22 protein-coding genes are annotated in these 21164 nt (G+C 69.6%); 6 read left to right on the top strand and 16 right to left on the bottom strand.

Annotation, left to right across the window (positions count from 1 at the left end):
• Positions 1 to 55 precede the first annotated feature (55 nt).
• The 6 genes from ACIF9R_RS02650 to ACIF9R_RS02625 form a co-directional block, all read right to left on the bottom strand.
• On the bottom strand, positions 56 to 931 hold the full coding sequence (locus ACIF9R_RS02650; protein WP_399973289.1) for an LLM class flavin-dependent oxidoreductase: 876 nt from the start codon (positions 929 to 931) through the stop codon (positions 56 to 58).
• A gap of 22 nt (positions 932 to 953) precedes the next feature.
• A complete protein-coding gene (locus tag ACIF9R_RS02645; protein ID WP_399973286.1) occupies positions 954 to 1985 on the bottom strand; it encodes a hypothetical protein in 1032 nt (343 codons plus the stop codon).
• Positions 1973 to 2632, bottom strand: coding sequence for a hypothetical protein (locus ACIF9R_RS02640; RefSeq protein WP_399973283.1), 660 nt, complete (start codon positions 2630 to 2632; stop codon positions 1973 to 1975). The genes ACIF9R_RS02645 and ACIF9R_RS02640 overlap by 13 nt, the downstream gene beginning before the upstream one ends.
• 104 nt (positions 2633 to 2736) lie before the next feature.
• Complete coding sequence (locus ACIF9R_RS02635; RefSeq protein ID WP_399973281.1) at positions 2737 to 3237, bottom strand: hypothetical protein; 501 nt, start codon at positions 3235 to 3237, stop codon at positions 2737 to 2739.
• Positions 3234 to 3947, bottom strand: a complete 714-nt coding sequence (locus ACIF9R_RS02630; RefSeq protein ID WP_399973278.1) for a hypothetical protein — start codon at positions 3945 to 3947, stop codon at positions 3234 to 3236. The genes ACIF9R_RS02635 and ACIF9R_RS02630 overlap by 4 nt, the downstream gene beginning before the upstream one ends.
• A gap of 85 nt (positions 3948 to 4032) precedes the next feature.
• Entirely contained in the window at positions 4033 to 6276 is a 2244-nt protein-coding gene (locus ACIF9R_RS02625) for a Tox-REase-5 domain-containing protein (protein ID WP_399973275.1), read from the bottom strand.
• Positions 6277 to 6780: 504 nt separating this feature from the next.
• Between ACIF9R_RS02625 and ACIF9R_RS02620 the strand changes: the two genes are divergently transcribed.
• The 4 genes from ACIF9R_RS02620 to ACIF9R_RS02605 all read left to right on the top strand — a co-directional run bounded on the left by ACIF9R_RS02620 (position 6781) and on the right by ACIF9R_RS02605 (position 11521).
• A complete protein-coding gene (locus ACIF9R_RS02620; RefSeq protein ID WP_399973272.1) occupies positions 6781 to 8310 on the top strand; it encodes a discoidin domain-containing protein in 1530 nt (509 codons plus the stop codon).
• Positions 8311 to 8384: 74 nt separating this feature from the next.
• A complete protein-coding gene (locus ACIF9R_RS02615) occupies positions 8385 to 8762 on the top strand; it encodes a DUF192 domain-containing protein (RefSeq protein WP_399973270.1) in 378 nt (125 codons plus the stop codon).
• A 700-nt stretch (positions 8763 to 9462) separates the two neighbouring features.
• Positions 9463 to 10332, top strand: a complete 870-nt coding sequence (locus ACIF9R_RS02610) for a DMT family transporter (RefSeq protein WP_399973268.1) — start codon at positions 9463 to 9465, stop codon at positions 10330 to 10332.
• Between the two features lie 289 nt (positions 10333 to 10621).
• Complete coding sequence (locus tag ACIF9R_RS02605; protein WP_399973265.1) at positions 10622 to 11521, top strand: alpha/beta hydrolase fold domain-containing protein; 900 nt, start codon at positions 10622 to 10624, stop codon at positions 11519 to 11521.
• On the opposite strand, the gene ACIF9R_RS02600 is transcribed toward ACIF9R_RS02605, so the two are convergent.
• Positions 11494 to 12000: an ATP-binding protein gene (locus tag ACIF9R_RS02600; protein ID WP_399973262.1), complete on the bottom strand. Its 507-nt coding sequence runs from the start codon at positions 11998 to 12000 to the stop codon at positions 11494 to 11496. The two genes, ACIF9R_RS02605 and ACIF9R_RS02600, sit on opposite strands and share 28 nt — an antisense overlap.
• Positions 12001 to 12246: 246 nt before the next feature.
• Between ACIF9R_RS02600 and ACIF9R_RS02595 the strand changes: the two genes are divergently transcribed.
• On the top strand, positions 12247 to 13098 hold the full coding sequence (locus ACIF9R_RS02595) for a helix-turn-helix domain-containing protein (RefSeq protein WP_399973259.1): 852 nt from the start codon (positions 12247 to 12249) through the stop codon (positions 13096 to 13098).
• Between the two features lie 12 nt (positions 13099 to 13110).
• Positions 13111 to 13302 (top strand): hypothetical protein, encoded by a 192-nt coding sequence (locus ACIF9R_RS02590; RefSeq protein ID WP_399973258.1) that lies wholly within the window; start codon positions 13111 to 13113, stop codon positions 13300 to 13302.
• Here ACIF9R_RS02590 and ACIF9R_RS02585 read toward each other — a convergent pair whose 3' ends face one another.
• The 9 genes from ACIF9R_RS02585 to ACIF9R_RS02545 form a co-directional block, all read right to left on the bottom strand.
• Positions 13303 to 13917, bottom strand: coding sequence for an OmpA family protein (locus ACIF9R_RS02585; protein ID WP_399973255.1), 615 nt, complete (start codon positions 13915 to 13917; stop codon positions 13303 to 13305).
• Between the two features lie 8 nt (positions 13918 to 13925).
• Positions 13926 to 14507 (bottom strand): hypothetical protein, encoded by a 582-nt coding sequence (locus ACIF9R_RS02580; RefSeq protein ID WP_399973252.1) that lies wholly within the window; start codon positions 14505 to 14507, stop codon positions 13926 to 13928.
• Positions 14508 to 14541: 34 nt separating this feature from the next.
• A complete protein-coding gene (locus ACIF9R_RS02575) occupies positions 14542 to 15144 on the bottom strand; it encodes a pilus assembly protein TadG-related protein (RefSeq protein WP_399973969.1) in 603 nt (200 codons plus the stop codon).
• Entirely contained in the window at positions 15144 to 15338 is a 195-nt protein-coding gene (locus ACIF9R_RS02570) for a Flp family type IVb pilin (protein WP_399973250.1), read from the bottom strand. Before ACIF9R_RS02570 ends, ACIF9R_RS02575 begins: the two co-directional genes overlap by 1 nt.
• 159 nt (positions 15339 to 15497) lie before the next feature.
• A complete protein-coding gene (locus tag ACIF9R_RS02565) occupies positions 15498 to 16364 on the bottom strand; it encodes a response regulator (RefSeq protein WP_399973247.1) in 867 nt (288 codons plus the stop codon).
• The gene (locus ACIF9R_RS02560) at positions 16361 to 17941 is read right to left on the bottom strand and encodes a sensor histidine kinase (protein WP_399973244.1); all 1581 of its coding nucleotides are present in this window, start codon (positions 17939 to 17941) and stop codon (positions 16361 to 16363) included. The genes ACIF9R_RS02565 and ACIF9R_RS02560 overlap by 4 nt, the downstream gene beginning before the upstream one ends.
• Positions 17942 to 17959: 18 nt before the next feature.
• Positions 17960 to 18847, bottom strand: a complete 888-nt coding sequence (locus ACIF9R_RS02555; RefSeq protein ID WP_399973242.1) for a DUF5936 domain-containing protein — start codon at positions 18845 to 18847, stop codon at positions 17960 to 17962.
• Positions 18848 to 18869: 22 nt separating this feature from the next.
• The gene (locus tag ACIF9R_RS02550) at positions 18870 to 19814 is read right to left on the bottom strand and encodes a type II secretion system F family protein (protein ID WP_399973240.1); all 945 of its coding nucleotides are present in this window, start codon (positions 19812 to 19814) and stop codon (positions 18870 to 18872) included.
• Between the two features lie 9 nt (positions 19815 to 19823).
• Positions 19824 to 21161, bottom strand: a complete 1338-nt coding sequence (locus ACIF9R_RS02545; protein ID WP_399973238.1) for a CpaF family protein — start codon at positions 21159 to 21161, stop codon at positions 19824 to 19826.
• Between the last annotated feature and the right edge of the window lie 3 nt (positions 21162 to 21164).

Here is a 21164-nt window from a genome sequence, read left to right as displayed (position 1 = left end):
CCGTGCGCTTGTCCGTACGCTTGTCCGTGCCCCTGTTGGTGCCCTTGTCCGTGCCTCACGGCACCAGGGGCCGTACCTCTTCCGCCACGAACCGTACGAAGCCCTCGGGGTCGGGTTCGTCGGCGGTCGGCTGGAGGATCACCGAGTCGGCTCCGGCGTCGGCCAGCCGCTGGACCGCCTCGGCGACGACGTCCGCGTTCCCGGCCACTCCGAGGTCCGCCTCCGCGCCCGCTCCCTCGGCGACCAGCTCGGCGCGCAGCCGCTCACCGGCGGCGCTTCCGGTGGCGGCGAGCAGATAGACGACCACGCGGTGGGCATCCGCGCTCCGCCCCGCCGCGGCCCGCCCCTCCTCGATGAGCCGGCGCGCACGCCTTACGCCATCGGGCGAGGTGGTGGCGGTCAGGACGGTCCCGTCGGCGACTTCGCCGGTGAGCCGCACCGTACGGGGCCCCGTGGCACCGGCGAGCACCTCGACCGGACCGTGCGGCGGCCAGGCGAGGGCGACATCGTCGAGCCGGACGTACCGTCCCTCGGTCGTCACCCGCTCCCCGCCCAACAGGGCCCGCAGCGCCAGCAGATACTCCCGCAGCAGGGTCACCGGCGACTCGGCGCGCGCCCCGACCTGGCCCATCCAGTCCTGCACCCCGTGGCCGACCCCGAGGATCGCGCGCCCCGGGAACATCCGGTGCAGACTCGCGGCCTCCATCGCGGTGACGGCCACGTTCCGCAACGGCACCGGGAGCAGTCCGATCCCGACCCGCAGCCGCTCGGTCCAGGCGAGGGCGGCGGCGCCGGTCGAGATGCCGCCCTCCAGGAAGCAGTCCTCCCACAGCCACAGTTCCTCCAGCCCCGCCGCGTCCGCCGCCCTCGCGACGGAACGGAACCGCTCGGGAGCAAGCTGCGGGCGGAGCACCGCGCCCAGTGTCGTCATGGAGACCTCTCTCTGCCCGAGCTCAGCGGTTGATGGCCTGGATTTCCTGTACGACGACGTCCTGGGTCGCGCCGAACTCGCCGTCGGGCAGGTCACCGCCCGCACCGCCGGACCCGGTCCAGTCGATCTTCCATGTGACCGTCGCCTGGAGCGGGAACGTGCCGTCGCCGGAGGAGCGCAGGTACTTCACCCCGCACGGAGGTGTCCGGTCCGCCTTGCCCTTCTCGTACGGCTCGCCGATACGACCGTCCACGATCGGGCAGACTCCGGAGGCCGGGTAGCTCTCGGCGTCCGGAGTCCCCGGCTCGATCTCCAGCGAGACCGGTTCCGCCGTGGCGGTCGCCTCGATGCCGATCTCCGGGACGGACGCGGTGACCGACACCGGCTTGAACTCGGCCGCGTCGAGCCACGCCCAGGTCGGCAGGTTCACCTTCGTCGCCTGCGCGGGGGCGAGGGTGACCTCGGTGCCGGGGACGCGGATCTCCGCGTACGCGAGTTCGGCGAGGATCTCCGGGGTGACCGCGTTCTCGATGTTCGGGGGCGGCGGGTCGCCCTGGTCCACCCAGAAGTAGTCCTCCTTGCAGGAGTCCCAGCCTGGCGGGAAGCTCTTGTCGACGTACGAACCCCACCAAAAGCCCTTGCCGGACTTGTCCTTGTTGAAGTCCTTCTTCGGATCGTCCTCGTTGAGGTACTTCTCCCGCTGCTTCGCGTCCCACTCGTGCCCCGTCGACCCGGCCTCCCAGATCGGCTCCAGGTATTCCTGCAACTCCTCGGGCGAATACTTGGGGGCGTACCAGCAGGGGGGCGGCGACCATGAGGTGGACGAGGTCAGCGGGCCCGCGGAATCACCGGTGCCGTTCTTGGAACGGTCGAAGACGACACCGCCGACGGTGACGGAGACGGTGCCGTCGTCGCGGGTGTCGGCGCTTTGTTGGTTGTCGCCGTGGTTTCCGTGCTTCTCCCGGTCGGCGAAAGCCGCCTGAGAGGCAAAGAGGCAGGCGCATACGACCGCCAGAACCGTCCCGGTCCTAGCCGCGTTCCTCACGGCTGACACTCCTTTGCCCCCCTCTTGGAAACGATGTCGGTGGTCTGCCAGACACCCTTGGCATTCTTGGTGAGCGCCGCGTTGTACAGCACATAGCTGTCCGCGGTCGCCGGCGACTTGTCGACCTTGCCGGTCTTCTTGCTCTTGATGTACGACTTACTCTCGTCCGAGCAGTAGGTGACGTAGGCCTTGTTGTCACCACTCAGCGACACCTTGCGGTTGAAGTACCGCGTCACGCCTGTCCAGGTGTCGTTGGCGTCGACATAGCGCTGTACGTACGTGATCGAGGAACTGAGCGCCTTGTCGGCGTTGTAGAAGCCCAGTGCTTCGGTGTCTGTACTGCCCTTGAAGATGGCCTCGTCGACAGCATTGACACCGAGAGCACTGTCGGCGAGGACGGCGTCCTTCGTAGGGTCGCCGGATTTCCCACCCTCGAAGACATTCTTCGCGTCGGGCGGGAAGGTGATCGTCGGGCGGTCACCCGAGTCCGACGCGCTCGCGCTCGGGGACGCCGGCTTCTCGCCTCCCGTGTCGGCGCCGGCGATCTTGTCTCCGGACTTGGTGGAATCGTCGTCGTCGCTTCCGCACGCGGACAGCGTCAACGCCGCGGTGGCGGTCAGCGCGAGCGCTGCGAGCAAAGTGGGACGGCGGTTCACGGTCGGCTCCCGGTGGGGCGAGGCTTGTCTCGAGCACATCCAAGTTATCCAGCGCACGACTCACGGCACCAGTGCGATGGGGGTCAACTCCTGCTACAACACGGTCACATCAATGTGATCGGGCGGTCACTGATCAGGGCCGTGAGGATCATCGGCGCGTCACCGTCGGACTGGTTGAGGGAGACGGCGACCCAGCGGCGTACCGGACCGGGCAACGGGCCCCAGACGGCCAGGTCGCCGTTGCAGTCCCTGGCGAGGAGCGCTGCGAAGGGCTCCGCGGCCGGGCGTCGCAGTGCAGGTCCGCCCAGGGGGACCCTCCGGTGCGGACCCCAGCGGGTGTCCAGTTCGGCGACCAAGGCGGTCAGGTTCGCCTCCGCCCTCGCCTCCGCTTCGTTCCATTCGGGGCCGTAGACCCCTGTGAGGGCCTCGCTCTCCCAGAGGGGGAACAGCAGGAAACCGGCACCTCGGGTCGATGTCCATTCGCCGGTGACCGGTTCGCCCTCGTCGGTCGTGGGGCCGGAGTCCGGGAGGGGGACGGACAGGGCGGTCTCGATGTCGGACACCGCCCGGTTCGTGTCGAAGGACTCGCCCGCGCGGGCTGTCACAGGGTGGGCCGGCTCATCGGGCGGGGCAGTGGCTCCAGCGCGCCGGACCTCTTGAGCGTGTCGTACGCCACGACGACGGCCGCGGTGTCATCGGGGGCCGTCGTGAGGACGAGGAGCAGTCCCCCGGTGGGGAGTTCGACGCGGTCGGCCGTCAGGTCGGCGGGGACGCGGGAGGCGCGGCCCGGCGACAGGTAGCCGATCCAGCCGACCGACGGCGTGCCGATCCTGAAACCGGCTTCCTTCTTCAGGGCGGCGGTGACGGCACGGTCGCTGACGTCGCCGTAGTCCGGCTGCCAGGCCTCCGCGACGACGGTGAGGAGCGCGGCATCGGGAAGGTCCGCCTCGTCGGGTGAGGTGATCGTGGCGACGAGTGACTGGAGCAGGGAGTCCGGTGTTCCGCCCGCCAGCACGGCGATCTCCACCTTCCAGCCGGGGGCGGGGTGGTCGGCGAGCAACCGCAGCGAAGTGCCGTTCGCCGCCGCCCAGGGGTCCGCCTCCCTGGCGGTGTGCAGGGCGTGGAACAGTGACCCCTCGTCGGGCTGGAGTGTCCTGCCGGGCCCGGCGGCAGGCACCGTACGCCACTCCCCCGCCCCGCCCACCGCCTCCGGCAGCAGCAGGGCGAACCGTTCCAGCGTCGTACTCCACCGTGCGGCGAGGTCGTCCGCCGACTCCTTCCGGGGCCCCCAGAAGCCCCGCACCACGCGTCGCATGTCCCGTCTCTCTTCTCTCGCCGCTCGCCGCTCGCCCACGCACGCTGCCGCGACCACCTTAGGATGCGATCCGTTCGCCGCCGCGTCAGTCGAACGCCTCGGGGCGTCTCTCGCCGGCGATGCGGTCGGGGGCGGAGTGGACGACCTCGATGTCCAGGCCGGCGTCCTCGAAGGCGTCCCGGGCCGCGTCGGCGACCTCCTCGTTGGAGAAGTGCCACTCGATACCCTTGCCGTTCGCCGCGCTCACCTGGCGGCGCGCCTCGGTCAGCAGCCGTTCCCTGCCGGACGGAGTGAGTTCCGTACGGTCGGAGGCGAGGTAGCTGTCGTAGCCGTTCTTGGCCTCCAGGAAGGTGTCGCGGGAGGAGTCCCAGCCGTCGAACTCGACGTCCGGCACGTCCGGGTCGGGGTGCGGGACGACGTACTCGTATCCGCGCTGGGTACCGGTGACCTGTTCCTGGTAGCGCAGCCAGGACTCGTTGCGCCAGTTGGGGGCGGGGTTGCGGTCGCGGCTCGCCCAGAAGCCGTCACCGCCGTCCGGGTCGCCGTAGGTACGGCTGTTCAGGTCGTCGGCCCAGTCCGGCGGTTCGTAGTTGCGCGGGTCGCCGGTGTCGCCGTGCTCGGGGTCGGGGTACCGCTTGCGGTTCTCCAGCGCTTCCCGGGCGCGGTCCGGTTCCTCGGCGCGCTTGCGTTCCAGATAGGCCTGGCGTTCCGCGGCGCGGGCTTCCTCGGCCTGCTCCCTGGCCTCCTCGTCGCAGCTGCCCTCGGCCAGGAGGACGTACGGGCTGTTCGCGAGGGGACCGGCGGCGAGCACGGTCGTGCCGGTGCCGGACCCGCCGTTCAGGCCGGGATGCGGGCTGTCGCCGCCGTACGGAATTCCGTGGGCGGGAGCGGCGATGGTGCAGCCGGTGCGCCGGGCTGCGTCCTCCGCCTCGTCCGCCGCCTCGTCGGCGCGCCGGACGGCGTCGTCCAGGGCGTCGAAGTCGCCCGCGTCGACCGCCCGTCGTGCGTCCTGCGCGGCGTCGACCGCGTCGTCGACCACCTTGCTCAGCCGGCCGAGCGAGCCGACCTTCTCGGCGATCTTCGCTTCACCGTAGCCGGGGATGAAGAGGGAGCCGACGTTCCAGAGGACGGTGGTGACGGCCCGGGTCTCGTTGCCGCTGTCCCACTGGTCCACGACGTCGTCGCCGATGAAGGAGTCGAACAGGACGGTTCCGCCGGTGCCGAGGGAGGCGCCGCCCCAGTCCCAGATCGCGCCGAGATAGTCGCCGTCGTCCCACTTCTCGCGGGCGTCGGCGGTGTTGTCCATCCAGTCGTCGCCCAGGGAACTGCCGTAGTCCATCAGGCCGTTCCAGGTGTCGACCGGGTTGGTCACCACGTCCCAGATGCCGGTGAGGTCGCCCCAGATGCCGTCGACGAACAGACCCGTGCCGACTTGCCCCAACTGGTCCCCGGCACAGCCGAAGAACGCGCCGAACCCGGAGAAACAGCCCTCGCCACCGTCGTCGTCGGTGGCCGCGGTCGGGTCCTCGTACGGCGGCTCGTCGATCTCGTCCTCGGCGGCCACCGGGTCCACGACGGAGGGGTCACCCTCCGGTGCGGGGGGTGTGGTGCCGGAGTCCGGGGTGTCGGTGCCCGTGCCCGTGTCGTCCGCGTCGCCCCCAGGGTTCCCCGTACCGCCGGTCGTCTCGCCTGCGTCTCCGTCGTCGGCACCGTCCTCCGCGGTGACCCGGCCGTCGTCGCCGCCGCCGTTTCCGGGCGCGGCGCAGGCCGCCCCGGTGACGCGGCAGACCTGGGCCTGGACCTCGGTGAGGATCTGCCCGCCCAGGCCGGTGACGACGAGGGCTCCGATGATCGCCGCGACGACCGCGATCAGCCCCGCGTACTCCACCGCCGTCTGGCCGCCGTCGTCCCGGCGCCAGCGGATCATCCGGGGCAGGGAGAAGGGGCGACGCTCGCGCCGGTCCGGCTCTGCGAGACGGAACCAGTCGCGGCTCTCCGTGCGGGTCAGAAGGAACAGGATCAGGAGCGGAAGAAGCAACTGGGTGAGACCGCGGGCCGATCCGTCGGCGACGTTGGACAGCGATCCGAGGACCAGCCACGCCTGTACGACGATCAGCCCGATCCAGATCCCGGCTCCGCCCAGCCAGGTACGGCGGGCCAGCCACCAGCCGAGCACGCCGGGAGCGGCGGCGTAGGCCACCCGGGCGAGCAGGGTGCCGTCCACCGCGTCGAACGACGCGGCGGTGAGGAGCAGCCCCACGCCACCGAGCACGGTGAACGCGAACAGCGCGTGCACGAGCAACAGGGCGCGGGAAAGAGGCCGGGGCATCTCCCGCCGCCCACCCGTGTACCTGGGAGCAGGTACCGCCCCCGACTCCGCACCTCCCCCGTTCGAGGCCATGCCCGGCCCTCCTCAAGTCCCCCGCGCATCTCACCGCGTTCGGTACACGGCAGGACCCGAGGGTAGGAAGGGACGAGTGACCGGGCATGGGCCCGTGGGCCCAAAACAGCGCCCATCTCGTCGAGTTGCTCGGCGTCGACCTCCAGGAACGATCAAAACCGAAGACCGATCACGGCATGGTCCGGGCCCCCGCGCGGCCCCGACCCCGTCTCACTTCTGCTTCGTCTGCAGGCCTATGCGGCGTCCGCATCGAATGCCGTAGGAGCCGATAAACGCCGGTGACCGCCGGTCGTGATGGGTTCACCCGTGAGGGTCACCGCGCACTCCGGTGGTGTGTCAGTCCGGCGCACTAGGGTCCCTCATCAGCGTCGGCGCACCGGAGGACGTGGCGATGCGCGGCAACTGACAGCACCTCAGAACGTGGAGTACTCCATGGGTTTCGAAGTCACCTACGCGGACTTCTCCGCCGATCCGGCCCGGCTGGCCAACACGAAGGTCGCGCGGCAGCGGGCGCAGTCCGCCGGGTCGCATCTGGCACTGGACGCGGGCGGGAGTGTGACGCTGCGCTTCGAGGTGGCGGACCCGGAGGACGTCGAGCAGGCGACGCTCACCGTCACGGCCCTCGTCTCCAAGCTCGGCTCCTCCCTCGGGTACGCCCCGATGGACGTCCTGCTGCAGGGCGAGCCGCTGGTCACGGATCTGACCGTGCCCGGGGGCGGGGACCTTCCGCAGGACAATGTCTTCGCCGTACCCGGTCATCTGCTGAAGCCGGGCACCAACACCCTGGAGATACGTTCCTCGGGCAAGGCCCGCAGCATGCTCTGGCTCTACCGGATCACCCTGGACCCCGTCCGGGAACGTGGCCGCTCGGAGCGGGCCCGGACAGCGGAGGCCCACGACTCGGTGTTCTCCTACCGTACGGAGCGCCGCCTCGCCCACTCCGCATCCGCCTCCTGGCAGTCGGCACCGCGGCTGCTCTTCCACCTCGACCGGGACGAGCACTCCCTGCCCGCGCAGCTCGGCTGGCGTACGGCGGACGGGGCCGAGTCCGCCGTCAGCTTCCAGTCCAACATGTCCGATTTCCATGGATGTTACCGAGCGCCGGACGGGACGGCGTACGAGTACCGGGGCCGTCTCGGCGACCGTTGGCCGTTCTCGGAGGAGACCGAGAACCTCTCCGCGTCCACCCTGCACCGCTTCCACACGGAGGAGGGGTGGGGCGGTCGCTGGCACATCTCCCGCGAGCTGCGGCTGCTGGTCGACGACGGTGCGGCGGCCCCCGTCGAGCGGGTGACCTGGCGTGATCAACGGGGCAACTCCGGCGTGGCCGTGCTGCACACCGCCACCACCGATGTCGCGGTGACCGGGGTCACGGCGAGCGACGAGTACCGCGAGAACGGCGAGGTGGCCGGCAATCTCCTCGATGACCACCGCACCAAGTGGCTGGCCGGCGACGACACCGCCCGGCTCGACTTCACCCTCGCCGGCCCCGCCGCCGTGGCCTCCTACTCCCTGACGTCGGCGAACGACTTCCCCGACCGCGACCCCCGCGACTGGACGCTGTACGGCTCCGAGGACGGCAAGGCCTGGACGCCGCTGGACTCGCGTGCCGGTGAGACCTTCGCCGGGCGCTACGAGACGAGGGAGTTCTTCCTCCGCGCCACCGCCCCGGCCTACCGTCGCTTCCGTCTCGACATCACCCGCAACTGCGGATCGGACGGGACCCAGTTGGCTCAGGTGTCCTTCGCCGGGGCGCCCACCGGGCAGGCGTTCACCGGCTACTACCAGCGCTGCAACGAAGGCCCCATCGGCTATCGCGGCACGCCGGTCACCGCCCCCTCCTCATCCACCGGCCTTCCCGGGGCACCCCGCGTCGCCTCGGAGCTGGAGACCGCCGTGGCGAGCCTGGCCGAAACGGCACAGACCCTCGCCGCCCTGGCCGCGCAACTCCGCAAGCACTGACGTCGCGGGCCCGCCGGGGATACGTTCGGTGGGTTCGATTGGCCGTGGTCCACGGTGGAGGGGGTCGGTGGAGGATGGGGCGCTGGCGGGACGGGCGTGGGGAGTTGACCGTGCGGGGGGATGCCGGCGCGGGGCCACCGGTACGCGTTCCCCTGGAGATCGCCTCCTCCTACCGGGCCCGGACAAAAGGGCTGCTGGGGCGGGACTCCCTCGACGGGGCGCTGCTCCTCTCCCCCGCCAACAGCGTGCACACCTTCCGCATGCGGATGCCCATCGACGTCGCCTACCTCGACCGAAGGCTCCAGGTCATCGCCGTACGCACCATGCCGCCGGGACGGCTCGGGCTGCCCCGGCTCCGGGCACGGCATGTGCTCGAGGCCGAGGCGGGGGCGATGGAGGGGTGGGGGTTGCGGGTGGGGTCGCGTCTGACGATTGCCCCGGAGAGTTCGTGAGTCTGGCCATGTACCTGGTCAGGTTGCACGCACGGCTCAGGAGGAAGCCGCGTTCGTCGGGCGCCTACGTCTGCGACTTCTCCAAGCAGCCCTAGGTCCTGATCGGTGCACTCGCCGACGCCGGTGTGCGCGTCAAGGTACCGACCAACGGCCTCCCCTCCCAGCGCACCTACCGTGAGGCGTACTCCCTCGCCACGGAGGTACCGGCGGACGAGCGGATGGGCGCCCATTGATACCGCCTGCCATACGGCCGGGCCACGTGCGAGGGCGGGTGGGCCGGGGAAACGGCAGCGGAGTACGACCACCTGCTCAACCGCTTCCTCGGACAGCTCCACCACTGCCTGCACAACAACGTGCCCTTCGATGAGCAGCGTGCCTTCACCCCTGTGACCACAGAAGATTCCACCTGAGGCTCCGCGCATTGCGTCAGAAATGACCATGGCTTGGATTCCTACTGCAGCTGGCGCCTGCCCAACGCTAGGGTGAGCGCCGTGCATCAGCATCAGATCATCTGCTCACCGCCCCGCTTCTGAGCGGGGCGTCTGCTGGGCCCGGCACGACGAACGGCCGTGGCCCCCTTCGGTGCTGCCTGATCAGCCCTCGATCCGCTGATGCCCTGCTTTGACGCCATTTCACTTTCTCTGCGTCGAAGCTGGAGTCCTCTTTCATGCCTGCACGCTCGTCGCTTTCCGCTGCACCCATGCTGCGAAACGGCACCACTCTGCTCGTTCTGGCTGGAGTTCTGTGGGGAACCGGCGGTCTCGCCGGTTCGATCCTCGCCTCGTACACCGGCTTGGCCCCGGTCGCTGTGGCCGCATACCGCCTGCTGATCGGAGGCACCCTCATCACCGGATATGCCCTGGTGAGTGGACGACTCGTCGGGGTACCGCGAAACTCACAGAGCCTGTTCCGCATCGCCGCTGCCGGTCTCCTGTTCGCCTGCTACCAGGCTGCCTACTTCGCAGCGGTAGCTGCTACCTCGGTCGGCCTGGCCACCCTGACCACGATGGTCGCAGTCTCCATCCTGATCACTGCTGGGACGGCATTCCTCGACCGACGACGACCAACCCGCCGCGCCATCGTCTCCTTGGTCATCGCGCTCGCAGGTCTGGTACTGCTGATCGGCTCGCCGACCGCAGGCGCTCACCGGATGGCCGGCACCGGCCTGGCGCTACTGGCGGCAGCAGGCTTCGCCGTGCTGTCGATGGACCGCCGTGAACCACTTCCCGGCCTCGATCACATCACCACAATCGGTCTGGGTTTCCTGGCTGGAGGTCTCCTGCTGCTGCCCATCACGCTGACGGTCGGCATGTCTATCCCGGCCCGTCCCGCAGTAATCGGTGCCGTGCTCTTCCTCGGCCTGGTCCCCACGGCTGTCGCCTACAGCAGCTACTTCACTGGCCTGCGCTACGCGGGCCCCAGGGGGGCAATCATCGCTCTCTTCCTCGAACCGCTCACCGCCACCCTCCTCGCCGTACTCGTCAACCACGAGCATCTGTCCGGCGCACAGATCCTCGGAGCGCTCCTCATCCTGTTCTCCACCACGATCCGTCAGGACTCCGCAGCTTGACTTCTTGGCCCCCTGAGATGTCTTGACACCGCCCGCCGTTCACACCGACCGCCGCACTCGCGGGAGGACCCCGTGCACCCGACCTTGGCGTCCGGGCCGGGCGAGGAGCACCCCACGCCGAGGGCGAGCACGAGCCCGGTCAGGGACGCGAGCGTCCAGGGCGGCGTCGACCACGGCGATGTTCCCGGTACACCCGGCAGAGCCGTCACCGTCTGGTGGGTAAGCAAAGACGGCATCCTTGAGGCGGGGGCGCCACGCGTCACCTCATGACATCCGCTGTGGAGGTTCCGTGAGTCTGGCCATGCACGTGGTCGCGTTGTACGCGCGGCTGAGGATGAAGCCGCGTTCGTCGAGTGTCTCCCGGGCCGGGCGGCGATTGCGTGCGCCGAAGGGGTCCGGGCAGCCGCCGGCCGCGCTGCTCAAGCGCCATGATGTCTCCGCCCGGCAGATCGACGGGTTCGTGTCCTGGACCGTCGCCCCTCGCGGGCGGGAGGCGTCTCGCGCCGCCCTCTACCTGCACGGCGGGGCGTACGTCAGCGAGATCGCCAAGCAGCACTGGACGCTGATCGGCGCGCTCGCCGACGCGGGCGTGCGTGTCGAGGTCCCGCTCTACGGCCTTGCTCCCCAGCACACCTACCGTGAGGCGTATCCCCTCGTCACCGAGGTGTACCGGGAGTTGCTGGCCCGGACACCCGCCTCCGAGGTCACCTTCGTCGGCGACTCCGCCGGGGCCGGCCTGGCCATGGGTTTCGCCCAGACCTTGCGCACCTCCGAGCTTCCCCAGCCTCGCCGGCTGGTACTGATCGCCCCCTGGCTCGACCTGACCCTCGGCAACCCGGAGATACCTGCCGCCGCACGCCGCGATCCCTGGCTGGCCCCGGTCGGGCTGGTCGAGGTGGGGCGGGCCTGGGCGGGCGGCGACAACCCGGCCGACCCGCGCCTGAGCCCGCTCAACGGTCCGTTCGCGGGTCTGGCCCCCATGGAGGTGTACGTCGGCACCCGCGACCTGTGCCTTCCCGACGTGCGGGTGCTGCAACGCCGCGCGCTTGCCGAAGGGACCCGGATCAGCGTGATTGTCTGCGAGGGAGCCGTGCACGTGTACCCGCTCACGCCCACCCCCGAAGGCCGTACGGCTGCCGCCAGGATCGTCGAGGAGATGGCTCAACGGCCCCCGGCCGACGTCGCATAACCACGCGCCCCGTTCCTCGGCAGGACGGCCCACATCCGGGTCCCGCCACCCGGCTGCCGCGCGTCACCGAAACCCCAGTCGCCAGCGCAGGCCTTGACGACGCAGGCCAGGACGCGGAGCGCGGCCCGGCGGCGGGTGTCGCAGACCGTGGCCAGTCGGGGGTGGGTGTGGCGGGGGTGGGCGTCGTAGAGGGTGACGCGGAGGGCGTCGTCGCGGTAGCGGAGTGAGACGTACACCTCCGTGGTGGGGGCCAGGCGGTAGGCGCAGGCGGTGAGTTCGCCGAGTACCTGGACCGCCGCGTCCGTCATGTCCTCCAGTCCGTGGGCCCGTAGGACGGTACGGGCCGCGGCGCGGGCGATCGCGGGGCTGTGCGGGGCTGCGGGGAGGGTGAAGCTGTAGGAGAGGGTCTCAGGAGTCGGCGGTGCGGGAGGGATGTCTGCGGGGGCGGCGATCGGACAGAGGCCGACGGATACGGACATGGCAACTCCATTTCTCGGCAGGTGAGGTGCGGCCCGTCCGGTGGCTCGTCTCCCTGACGCGAGCGCGCCTCTCCCAGGGCAGGAGGGTGCGGGCAGGCTCGCGCGATGCCGTTCCGGGGGGTGCGGGTCGTAATCGACCTGTCACCGACGGTAGGATACAGAGAGTCAAAATGTCCAATGTTTCGGGGACACTTACCCCCATCGATGGGAATGTCGGCACCACTCACCGACTACAGAAGGGGCGGCATGGGGACCAGAAGCACGCCGACGGAGCGACAGAAGCGCCTCGGTGCGGAGATGCGCAAGATGCGGCTGGCGGCAGGCGCCACAACGGAGTACGCATCCGGCCTGCTCGGCATCGACCGAACGCGACTGTCCAATATGGAATCGGGCATCCGCCCCTTCTCAGCCGAGCGCGTGCGCAAGCTGGCCTGCAACTACTCGTGCAGCGACAACAGTTACGTCGACGCCTTGGTCGCCATGGCGGAAAGCAGGGAGCGCGGATGGTGGGAGCAGTATCGGGGCACGTTGCCGACAGGATTGCTGGACATCGCCGAGTTGGAATGGCACGCCACCCGGGTACGCACCGCGCAGGTCATGCACATGCCTGGACTGCTCCAGAGCGAGGAGTACGCACGAGCGGTGTTCGCCGCGGTGCTCCCGCGACTGAGCCGACTGGAGGTCGAACTTCGTGTGGCCCACCGCATGGAGCGCCAGCAGGTCTTCCGGCGAGCTGAGCCGCTCCCCTATGTGGCCTACGTCCATGAGGCCGCACTACGCATGCCCTACGGCGGTGCCGAGGTGACCCGAAAGCAGCTCGGCATCCTCGCTGCCGAGTCCGAGCGCGACGCGATAGAGGTACGAGTCGTTCCGAACGGCGCGGGCGACTTTCCCGGTGCCGGACACGCCCTGCTCTATGCCGAGGGGGCTGTACCCCAACTCGACACCGTGCAGCTGGACTCCGCACATGGGCCGGAATTCACCGGCGCCGAGGCGCAGCTCACCAAGTACCGTGCGCATCTGGACTGGATGGACAACGCGGCGCTGCCTGCGGCGGCCTCGCGGGATCTCATCCACACCGTTGCCCGCGACATCTGAGGAGCCACGTTCATGACCGGCATCGACTGGGAAGAGCCCTTCTGCGGTGAGGGCAACAACTGCTTCCGCATAGGAACCGATGCCGGCGGCAACGCCTACATCGCCGTCGCCGGGCAGGAGGACGCGCCGCTCACCGACAGCAGAGAGGCCCTGCGCTCCCTGATCCTGGAGATCAAGGCGGGCAAGGCCGATCATCTGCTGTAGTCAGCTCTCCGTGCGCGGGAAGGTGATCTCCACCCTGCGGTTCTTCTTGCGGCCGGACTCCGTGGAGTTGTCGGCGATCGGGTACTGCTCGCCGTAGCCACGGACCTCGTATGTGACGTTGGCGTCGCTCAGTTCCTGGACGAGGATGCCGTGTACGGCGTCGGCGCGCTTCCGGGACAGGACGTCGCCGTGCGCGGACGAGCCCAGGTTGTCCGTGAAGCCGAAGACGCGGATCTTCGTGGCGTTCTGGTTCTTGATCTCATCCGCGATGGCGGCGATGCGGGACTTCGCCTCTCCGCTGAGCTTGGCACTGTCCTTACCGAACAGGACCTCGGCCTGGAGGGCGAACTTGACGTCGGAGTTGGTGTCCTCGCGGCGCTCGTCGCCGCTCTGGTCCTCGACGACCTGTTTGATGTCCAGAACCTTCGGCTCGGCGAGCGTGGCGCCCTCCGGCAGCTTGAGGTCGGGGTCGTTGGGGTCGAGTTCGACGGGGGCGGAGGCGGTGGCTTCGGTGCCTGGAGGGACGCTGGGGCCGTCGTCGGCATGAGCCACGGCTGGGCTTACGGCGAGGAGGGTGGCTACGGCTCCGATGAGGAGCAGGCGGTTGTGAGTCATCCTCTGCCTCACCCAGAGATCTGGATGGTGCCGCTGGCGAACGTCGGCAACTGGAGTGTGACTTCGGACGAACCCTCGGGTGGAGACGGGAACTGCATGAACACAGCAATACTGTCCCCTGCTTCGATCACCGTGAAGCCGGTCGTTGTCAAGGGACGCCCCTCCGTGTCACGCAGGACGTAGTAGCGTTTCTTGGTCTTGCTGTCCACCAAAGTCGCGCCACCCAGAGACATTCCACTCCGAATGATTTCCCTTTCATCCCCTCGAACAGCTGGCGGAACGACGACGCGCTCCGCGCCGTCGTTCTTCAGATTGCCACTGACCGTAACGAACCCGCCGGCATCACGCTCTGCTGCGGTGATCTGGAGAAGCAGCCCATCCTGACCCCTGAGTTCGGCCATCACCTCGTTCGTCTCGTCCTGAGGACTCGGGTTGGAGCCATCGCCCTTGGATGCGGAGGCTGAGGCCTCCGGCTTCTTGTTGTCCTCATCTCCCCCGCCACCGCAGCCGACCACTCCGAGGGCCAGACCGGCCGCAACAGTCAGTGCGACGATCCCCCTGCGGGCCTTCGTAGTGAACCGCATGTTCATGCCTCTGCTTCCTTCATCACTCGTCGTTCGTGGGTCAGTCGGCCAGGTGGACGTCGAAGAGATCCGCGGCTTTCGGAAGTAGCTGCTCAGGGTCTTGCGGGTCCAGTTCCCACTTCGTACCGCCCCGGCAAATGAGCAGAGGCAGCATGTCGTCCTCCGCTGCCTCTCCTGGAACCTCGAACCCGCAGCGGGCCTTAATCACCGCTTTGGCAGACGCCTTCGACCGCATGCTCTCCGTATTAGGAATGACGGAATCCCCAACGGTGTCGTTCGTCTGGACTTCCACCGTGTAGGCCAGCAAGCCAACCTGAGAACAACCCAGCACAACAGCTTCGTTCTGTGCCGCCAACTGGTCCGCCCTCCAACACGAAAGACCGAGCCCTTCGGCGTCGCCGCCGAATATCTCCTGCCACTTGGTCGGGTCGAGAAGGTTCTTCACCCACGCATCTGCAAGCTGATCCCGCCTGTCCTGGGCAGCCGCGAGGGCGGCAGCGTCAGCGGCTGTCTGCGCATCATTCCGGTTCGCCGCGGCCTGACCGACTGCAAAGTACGCGAACGCGAGAAAGAGCAGGCCCCCCACCACCGTAAGGTAGATGGGGAATGCCTGCCCTGCGTCGCCGTAACGAAGACGCCGAATCAGTCGACGACGTCCGCGATCTGCGTAGTGATCGCCGTGAAGATCGTGTTGCCGATATTCGTCCCCGAGATCGCCAGCACGATGGCCACGACCACCGCGATGATGCCCAGGTACTCCACCGCGGTCTGGCCCTTGTCGTTGCGGGCTGCGCGGGAGTGGAGGTAACTGACTGTGGTGTTGATCCAGTTGCTCATTCTGGTCCCCTCCGGCTGACGCGGTGGCGGCCTCTTTCGTGGGGCCGCTTTCGACACGGGCAACGTACGGTCGACCGCCCCGTCCGTCAGAGGGCCCCAGGGCCCAAATCCGGGCCCAATCACGGGGCCACTGCTTCTTCCCCCTTGCCGTCACGGTGGTCACCCCACCCCTCGGCCCGAGCCGGGTGCCGTGCCGAGCCACTTCGCGGCGGCCTCGGAACGGCTGGTGCTGTGGAGCTTCGCGAAGATGCGGTTGATGTGGTTCTTGACCGTCTTCTCGCTGATGAAACACGTGGAGGCGATCTGCTGGTTGTTCATGCCGGATGCGATGAGGTCCATGATCTCCGCCTCCCTCGCGCTCAGTTGGAACCTGGACCTGTCGGGTGCGGCCGGGCGGCCCCTTGCCCACCCAGACGACGACTGTGCCATATCCGGTTGCATGTGCGAAAGGTTTTCCGCAGAAGTAGGTGGGGGCGGGATGTGGGGCAGGCCGAATTCGGGTGGCGTTGGGTGGGTTGTGGCTCTGCGGCCCAGCCCGTCCGGCAGCCGGTACCTCGGGGGCTGCCCCTGTCTGAGTTGCGAGAGCAACGCTCCTGCTGCTGTCGGGGTGAAGTGGGGCCGGCCGTTCTTGATGTCGCGGACCGCCGCCACCAGTTGGTCCGCCGTGAACTCTCCGTGGACCAGATAGCCGCCCGCTCCCCTGCGCAGTGCCTCCTGGACGATCTCCGACTCCCCGCTGTACGTCAGCATCACGACCGGGGCGATGCCGACCAGGTGGGGCAGGGCCGAGATGCCGTCCACGCCGGGCATGCGGACGTCCAGGAGGATGACGTCGGGGCGGTGGGTGTGGGCGGCCCGGCATGCCTCGCGGCCGTCCGCCGCCTCCGCCACAACCGTGATGTCCTCGCGGCCGGTGAGGAGGGCGGTCAGGCCCGCGCGGACCACCGGGTTGTCGTCCGCCACCACCACACGGAGGGAGGCGGCGGGCGGTGGGACGTTCTCGAAGGGGTTCGGCTGTGTCGTCATGGCGTGGCCTCCGTCGGAGTTGTCGGCGTCACCGCCGCGAGAGGGAGTTCCAGGCGGACCTCCGTGCCCTGGGCGAGGGTTCCCCGGCCGATGCGGATGCGGGCGCCGACCGAGGCCGCCCGTTCGACCATGCCCACGAGGCCGAAGTGTCCCGTTCTGCGGAGGTGTTCGAGTTTCGTGCCCGGCGGGAGGCCGGCTCCGTCGTCGTAGACGCTGATGCGGAGCAGGTCTCCGTGAACGCCCGCGCGGACGTCGACCCTGGTCGGTGCCGCGTGCCGGTGAGCGTTCTCTAGGGCCTCCTGGGCGATGGTGAGGAGTTGGCGGGCCACCGCCGGGGGGACCGGGGGGACGGTGTCCTCGCCCGTTGGGCTGTAGGTCGCCGTCAAGCCGGTGCGCTTGCTGAAGTCCCTGGTGCGGGCGGCCAGTTCCACCAGGACGTCGGTGCCCTGGCCGGGGTCCGCCTCGCGGCGCAGGTCGGCCAGGAGTTCGCGCGATTCGGCGGCCGCTCTGCGGGCCGAGCGGGACACCAGTTCCGCCTGCTGCTTCACCAGGGCCGGGTCGATGCACGGGGCGCTCGCCGTGGCGGTCAGGCCGTCCGCCGCCAGGGCCACTCCGTGGAGGGTCTTGGCCACCGAGTCGTGCATCTCGCGGGCCAGACGGGCTCGTTCGGCGCTGACCGCCTCCGTCACGGCGAGGCGGGCCTGGATCGCTGTCAGCGTTCGGGTGGCGTGGCCGAGGTGGAGCATCAGTTTGCGGAGGCTGGAGCCGACGGCTCCGGCGATCACGCAGAGGCCGGGGAGGAGCAGCGTCTGGGCTGGGTCCGTGTGCGGTTCCTCCAGGGTCGCGTAGACCATCAGGAGGATCAGGCCCTGGAGGGAGGCGAAGACCGCGGCGCCGCGCCAGCCGTAGATCAGGCCCGCGAGGAGGGGGGTGCAGACGCTGACGTAGGCGAGGGTGGTGTCCGGGCCTGCGGAGACGAGGAGCAGGGCGCCGAAGAGGGTGTCCGCGGCCAGGAGGGTGGGGTGGCGCAGGAGGAGGGGGCCGAAGCGTTCCCAGTCGCGGAAGAGGACGTAGGACGCCATGAAGGTGACGACCACTGCCGTGGCGACGAGGCGTGTGCCCCAGCCGGGGCCGGCGTTGAGCAGGGCGGAGGGGGCGGCGAGGGCGATCATGGCCAGGCGGAAGCCGAAGGCCTGCCGGCACAGGGCTTGGAGGGCGTTGGCCTGGATGTGGGCGTCGGGGGTGGGGGCGGGTGCGGGTGCCGCGGGTGCGGGTTGTGGGGGGTGCGTCCGGCCTTCGGCCGGACGTGGGTTCCCACCCGCACCACCCGTGCGGGTCTCGTGGTCGGGTGCGGGTGGCCCCGGTGGGGGCTCGGCGCCGTCGGCGGCTGCCGCTGCGTGTGTCCGGGTCACCGGTTCCCAGCCCGGGGGGAGGGCCGGGGTCACCGTGGTCACCGGGATGTCGGGCGCGCCCGTCCTCGCGTGGGGCGGGAGGATCGTGCCCGCGGGTGGGGTGGTGATCTCCGGCGGCTTCGCGGGGCGGCGGCGCAGCCTCGTGCGTTCCCTGGTCGTCGTCATCGTGTCCCGCCCCCGTCCCTACTCGCCCGTGATCGAGCCGAAGTCGGTGCCGGAGCCGAGGATCAGGCCGGCGCCGAGGAGGATCATCGTGGCCGGGACCATGAACGTGGTGATCATCATGGTGGCCTTGGGGACCGCGCGGGCCGCCTTCCGGCGGGCGTTCTGCGCGTCCGTACGGCGCATGTCCTTGGCCAGTGACACCAGCGTGTCAACGATCGGGGCGCCCAGTTCCTCGCCCTGCTGAAGTGCCGTGACGAACATCGCCACCTGTTCGGAGTCGTTGCGCCGGCGCAGTTCCGCGAACGCCTGCCTGCGGCTCATGCCCAGGTCCATCTGGCGGAGCGTGATGCGCAGTTCGTCCGCCCACGGGCCCTCGTACCTCGTCGCGACCCGGTCCAGGGCCTGCCGGAAGCCCAGGCCCGCGCTGACCACGACGGCCAGCACGTCCAGGAAGTCCGGCAGCGTCCGCTCGATGACGTCCCTGCGGATGCGGATCGCCGACCAGATGCCGACCTCCGTCCAGAACGCGCCGAAGGCGAGCAGCAGCAGTGCCATGAAAAGCTGGCCGCGCAGCAGGAAGACCAGGAAGCCGACCGTGCCCAGGGCGCCGTAGACGGCGCGGCGGGCGGCGTAGCGGTCGATGGTGAGGCCGCCGGGGTTGCCCGCCAGGTCGATCCTGCGCCGGTACTTGGCGACCAGCGCCGGGCCCATGAGGCGCAGCACGGCGGGGGCGTAGCGCATGCCCATGCGGTCGACGAGGGAGTCGACCGCGCCGGTGCGGGTGGAGCCGACCTCCAGGGCGAGCATCAGGTCGCCGGGGAGTTTCGCCTCGGCCCGGTACATGCGGATGCCGGCGAAGACGCCCCAGACGCCGAGGCCCATCAGCAGCGCGAGCAGTAGTCCCATGTCGGTCGGCCTCCTCTGGCGGTCAGACGTCGATGCGGGACAGGCGGCGGATGAGGACGAAGCCCACGGCGTACAGCCCGAAGGCGATGATCACCGCGGCCTGGCCGGCCGGGGATCCGGTCATGCGTTCGAGGGCGCCGTCCTTCACGCCGTTCATCAGGAACAACGAGCCGACACCGAGGGCGGGAACGGCGTACGACGTCATGCTGACCTGGGAGAGCTGGGTGCGGACCTCGCGCCTGGTCTCCTTGCGCTCCTCCAGGGTCTCCGTGAGGTTGCGCAGCGCGCTCACCACCTGGCCGCCCGCCCGGCTGGACAGCACCAGCGTGGTGACCAGGACGACCAGTTCACGGGAGGGGAGACGGTCGGCGAGTTCACCGAGGGCGTCGTCCATGGAGGCGCCCATCGCCAGCTGGTTGGCGACCTTGGCCAGTTCCTCCCCCGCCGGGGCCTCCAGCTCCTCCGCCGCCATGCCGATGGCGGTACGGAGCGCCAGGCCGGCCTGGGTGGCGTTGGCGAGGATGCGGGCCAGTTCCGGGAGCTGGTTGATGAACCTTTCGATGCGCTTCTGCCGTTGCCAGTTGAGGAACTGCCACGCCGCCCCGACGCCGAGCAGACCGGCGATCGGGCCGAAGAAGGGAGCGAGGGTGGACTGGCCGATCAGCCAGAGGCCGGCGACGCCGGCGAGCATGGCGGCGAAGAACTCGCCGGGCGTGATGTCGAGGCCGGTGGCCAGCAGGCGCAGTTCCAGCTTCCTGCCGAGCCTGGTGCGTCGCAGTCTGCGGTCCAGGGTGGGAAAGTGGCGGCGGCGGCCCACGACGGGGATCCGGCCGGTGGCCGTGAGGCGGTCCACCAGTGCCTGGCGCTGCGCCCTGCCGGAGGCGTAGGAATGCACACCGACGACCGCGAGGACACAGGTCAGCAGGGCGATACCGGTGGTCAGCGTGGTCAGGTTCTGCAGCTCCATGGACGGTTCCTACCTGGCTTCTCTGGTGGCGAGCTGGTCGGCGGACTGGGCGATGCCGAACGCCTGCGGGACGGGCTGGCTCGCCATGTAGAGGCGGTCGGCGGTGCGGCGCGGGAGGGGGTAGTGCTCGAAGGCGCCGTGGACCCGGCCGTCGGCGGTCATCGGGCGGGCGTGGAAGCGGGCGGCCGTGGCCAGCCGGTACGGTTCTCCGCCGTGGCTCTCCAGCAGGGCGATCTCGGTGATGCGGCGGGCGCCGTCGGCGAACCGGGTGAGCTGGACGATCACGTCGACGGCGCTGTTGATCTGGTCGTGCAGGGCGACGAAGGGGATCTCGACGTCGGACATGGAGGCGAGGGTCTGCAGGCGGGTCAGCGCGTCCTCGGCGCTGTTGGCGTGGACGGTGGCGAGGGAGCCGTCGTGGCCGGTCGACATGGCCTGGAGCATGTCGAGGGACTCGCCGCCGCGGACCTCACCGACGACGATGCGGTCGGGGCGCATGCGCAGGGAGTTGCGGACGAGGTCGCGGATGGTGACCTTGCCCTTGCCCTCGACGTTCGGGGGGCGGGACTCCAGGCGGATGACGTGCGGCTGCTGGAGCTGGAGTTCGGCGGAGTCCTCGATGGTGATGATGCGTTCGCCCTCGGGGAGCAGGCCCGAGAGGGCGTTGAGGAGCGTCGTCTTCCCGGTGCCGGTCGCGCCCGACACGATGACGTTGAACCGCGCCTGCACCAGTCCCGCCAGCAGGTACAGCATGTGCTCGTCGAGCGAGCCGAGGCCGATGAGTTCCTGGAGGGTGAAGGAGCGCGGGAAGCGGCGGATGGTGAGGGTGGGGCCGTTCAGCGAGAGCGGCGGGATGATGACGTTGACGCGTTCGCCGGACGGGAGGCGGGCGTCGACCATCGGATTCGACTCGTCGACCCGGCGGTTGACGGTGGAGACGATGCGTTCGATCGTCTGCATGAGCTGGTCGTGGGAGGCGAACCGCAGGGGAAGCTGCTCCACCCGGCCGCCGCGCTCCACGAAGATCGCGTCGGGGCCGTTCACCATGATCTCGGTGATCGACGCGTCCTCCAGCAGCGGTTCCAGGATGCCGAGGCCGAGGGCCTCGTCGACGACGCGGCGGATCAGCTGGGAACGCTCGACGGTCGACAGGACCGGGCCCTCGCGGCTGATGATGTGGCCGAGGACGCGTTCCAGCCGGGCCCGGCGTTCGGCCGCGGCCAGCGAGCTCATCTCCGCGAGGTCGATCTCCTCCAGGAGCTTGGCGCGGTAGGAGGCGACCCGATGGCCGTCCTCGCCCCGTCCGGGCGTCTCCTCGGGGGAGTTGATGCGTGCCCGCAGGCTCATGAC

This window comes from Streptomyces sp. NPDC086080, assembly GCF_044540255.1.
Taxonomy (GTDB): Bacteria; Actinomycetota; Actinomycetes; order Streptomycetales; family Streptomycetaceae; genus Streptomyces.
The sequence above is the reverse complement of the archived record's forward strand: the minus strand, read 5'-3'. Positions and strand labels throughout refer to the sequence as shown.

Excerpts from the sequence above, each read along its gene's own strand:
- ACIF9R_RS02585 (WP_399973255.1), bottom strand. The coding sequence starts at position 13,917 with ATGACTCACAACCGCCTGCTCCTCATCGGAGCCGTAGCCACCCTCCTC.
- ACIF9R_RS02570 (WP_399973250.1), bottom strand. The coding sequence starts at position 15,338 with ATGAGCAACTGGATCAACACCACAGTCAGTTACCTCCACTCCCGCGCA.
- ACIF9R_RS02600 (WP_399973262.1), bottom strand. The coding sequence starts at position 12,000 with ATGTCCGTATCCGTCGGCCTCTGTCCGATCGCCGCCCCCGCAGACATC.
- ACIF9R_RS02545 (WP_399973238.1), bottom strand. The coding sequence starts at position 21,161 with ATGAGCCTGCGGGCACGCATCAACTCCCCCGAGGAGACGCCCGGACGG.
- ACIF9R_RS02580 (WP_399973252.1), bottom strand. The coding sequence starts at position 14,507 with ATGAACATGCGGTTCACTACGAAGGCCCGCAGGGGGATCGTCGCACTG.
- ACIF9R_RS02595 (WP_399973259.1), top strand. The coding sequence starts at position 12,247 with ATGGGGACCAGAAGCACGCCGACGGAGCGACAGAAGCGCCTCGGTGCG.
- ACIF9R_RS02590 (WP_399973258.1), top strand. The coding sequence starts at position 13,111 with ATGACCGGCATCGACTGGGAAGAGCCCTTCTGCGGTGAGGGCAACAAC.
- ACIF9R_RS02565 (WP_399973247.1), bottom strand. The coding sequence starts at position 16,364 with ATGACGACACAGCCGAACCCCTTCGAGAACGTCCCACCGCCCGCCGCC.
- ACIF9R_RS02630 (WP_399973278.1), bottom strand. The coding sequence starts at position 3,947 with ATGCGACGCGTGGTGCGGGGCTTCTGGGGGCCCCGGAAGGAGTCGGCG.
- ACIF9R_RS02555 (WP_399973242.1), bottom strand. The coding sequence starts at position 18,847 with ATGGGACTACTGCTCGCGCTGCTGATGGGCCTCGGCGTCTGGGGCGTC.
- ACIF9R_RS02610 (WP_399973268.1), top strand. The coding sequence starts at position 9,463 with ATGCTGCGAAACGGCACCACTCTGCTCGTTCTGGCTGGAGTTCTGTGG.
- ACIF9R_RS02620 (WP_399973272.1), top strand. The coding sequence starts at position 6,781 with ATGGGTTTCGAAGTCACCTACGCGGACTTCTCCGCCGATCCGGCCCGG.
- ACIF9R_RS02650 (WP_399973289.1), bottom strand. The coding sequence starts at position 931 with ATGACGACACTGGGCGCGGTGCTCCGCCCGCAGCTTGCTCCCGAGCGG.
- ACIF9R_RS02560 (WP_399973244.1), bottom strand. The coding sequence starts at position 17,941 with ATGACGACGACCAGGGAACGCACGAGGCTGCGCCGCCGCCCCGCGAAG.
- ACIF9R_RS02615 (WP_399973270.1), top strand. The coding sequence starts at position 8,385 with ATGGGGCGCTGGCGGGACGGGCGTGGGGAGTTGACCGTGCGGGGGGAT.
- ACIF9R_RS02625 (WP_399973275.1), bottom strand. The coding sequence starts at position 6,276 with ATGCCCCGGCCTCTTTCCCGCGCCCTGTTGCTCGTGCACGCGCTGTTC.
- ACIF9R_RS02550 (WP_399973240.1), bottom strand. The coding sequence starts at position 19,814 with ATGGAGCTGCAGAACCTGACCACGCTGACCACCGGTATCGCCCTGCTG.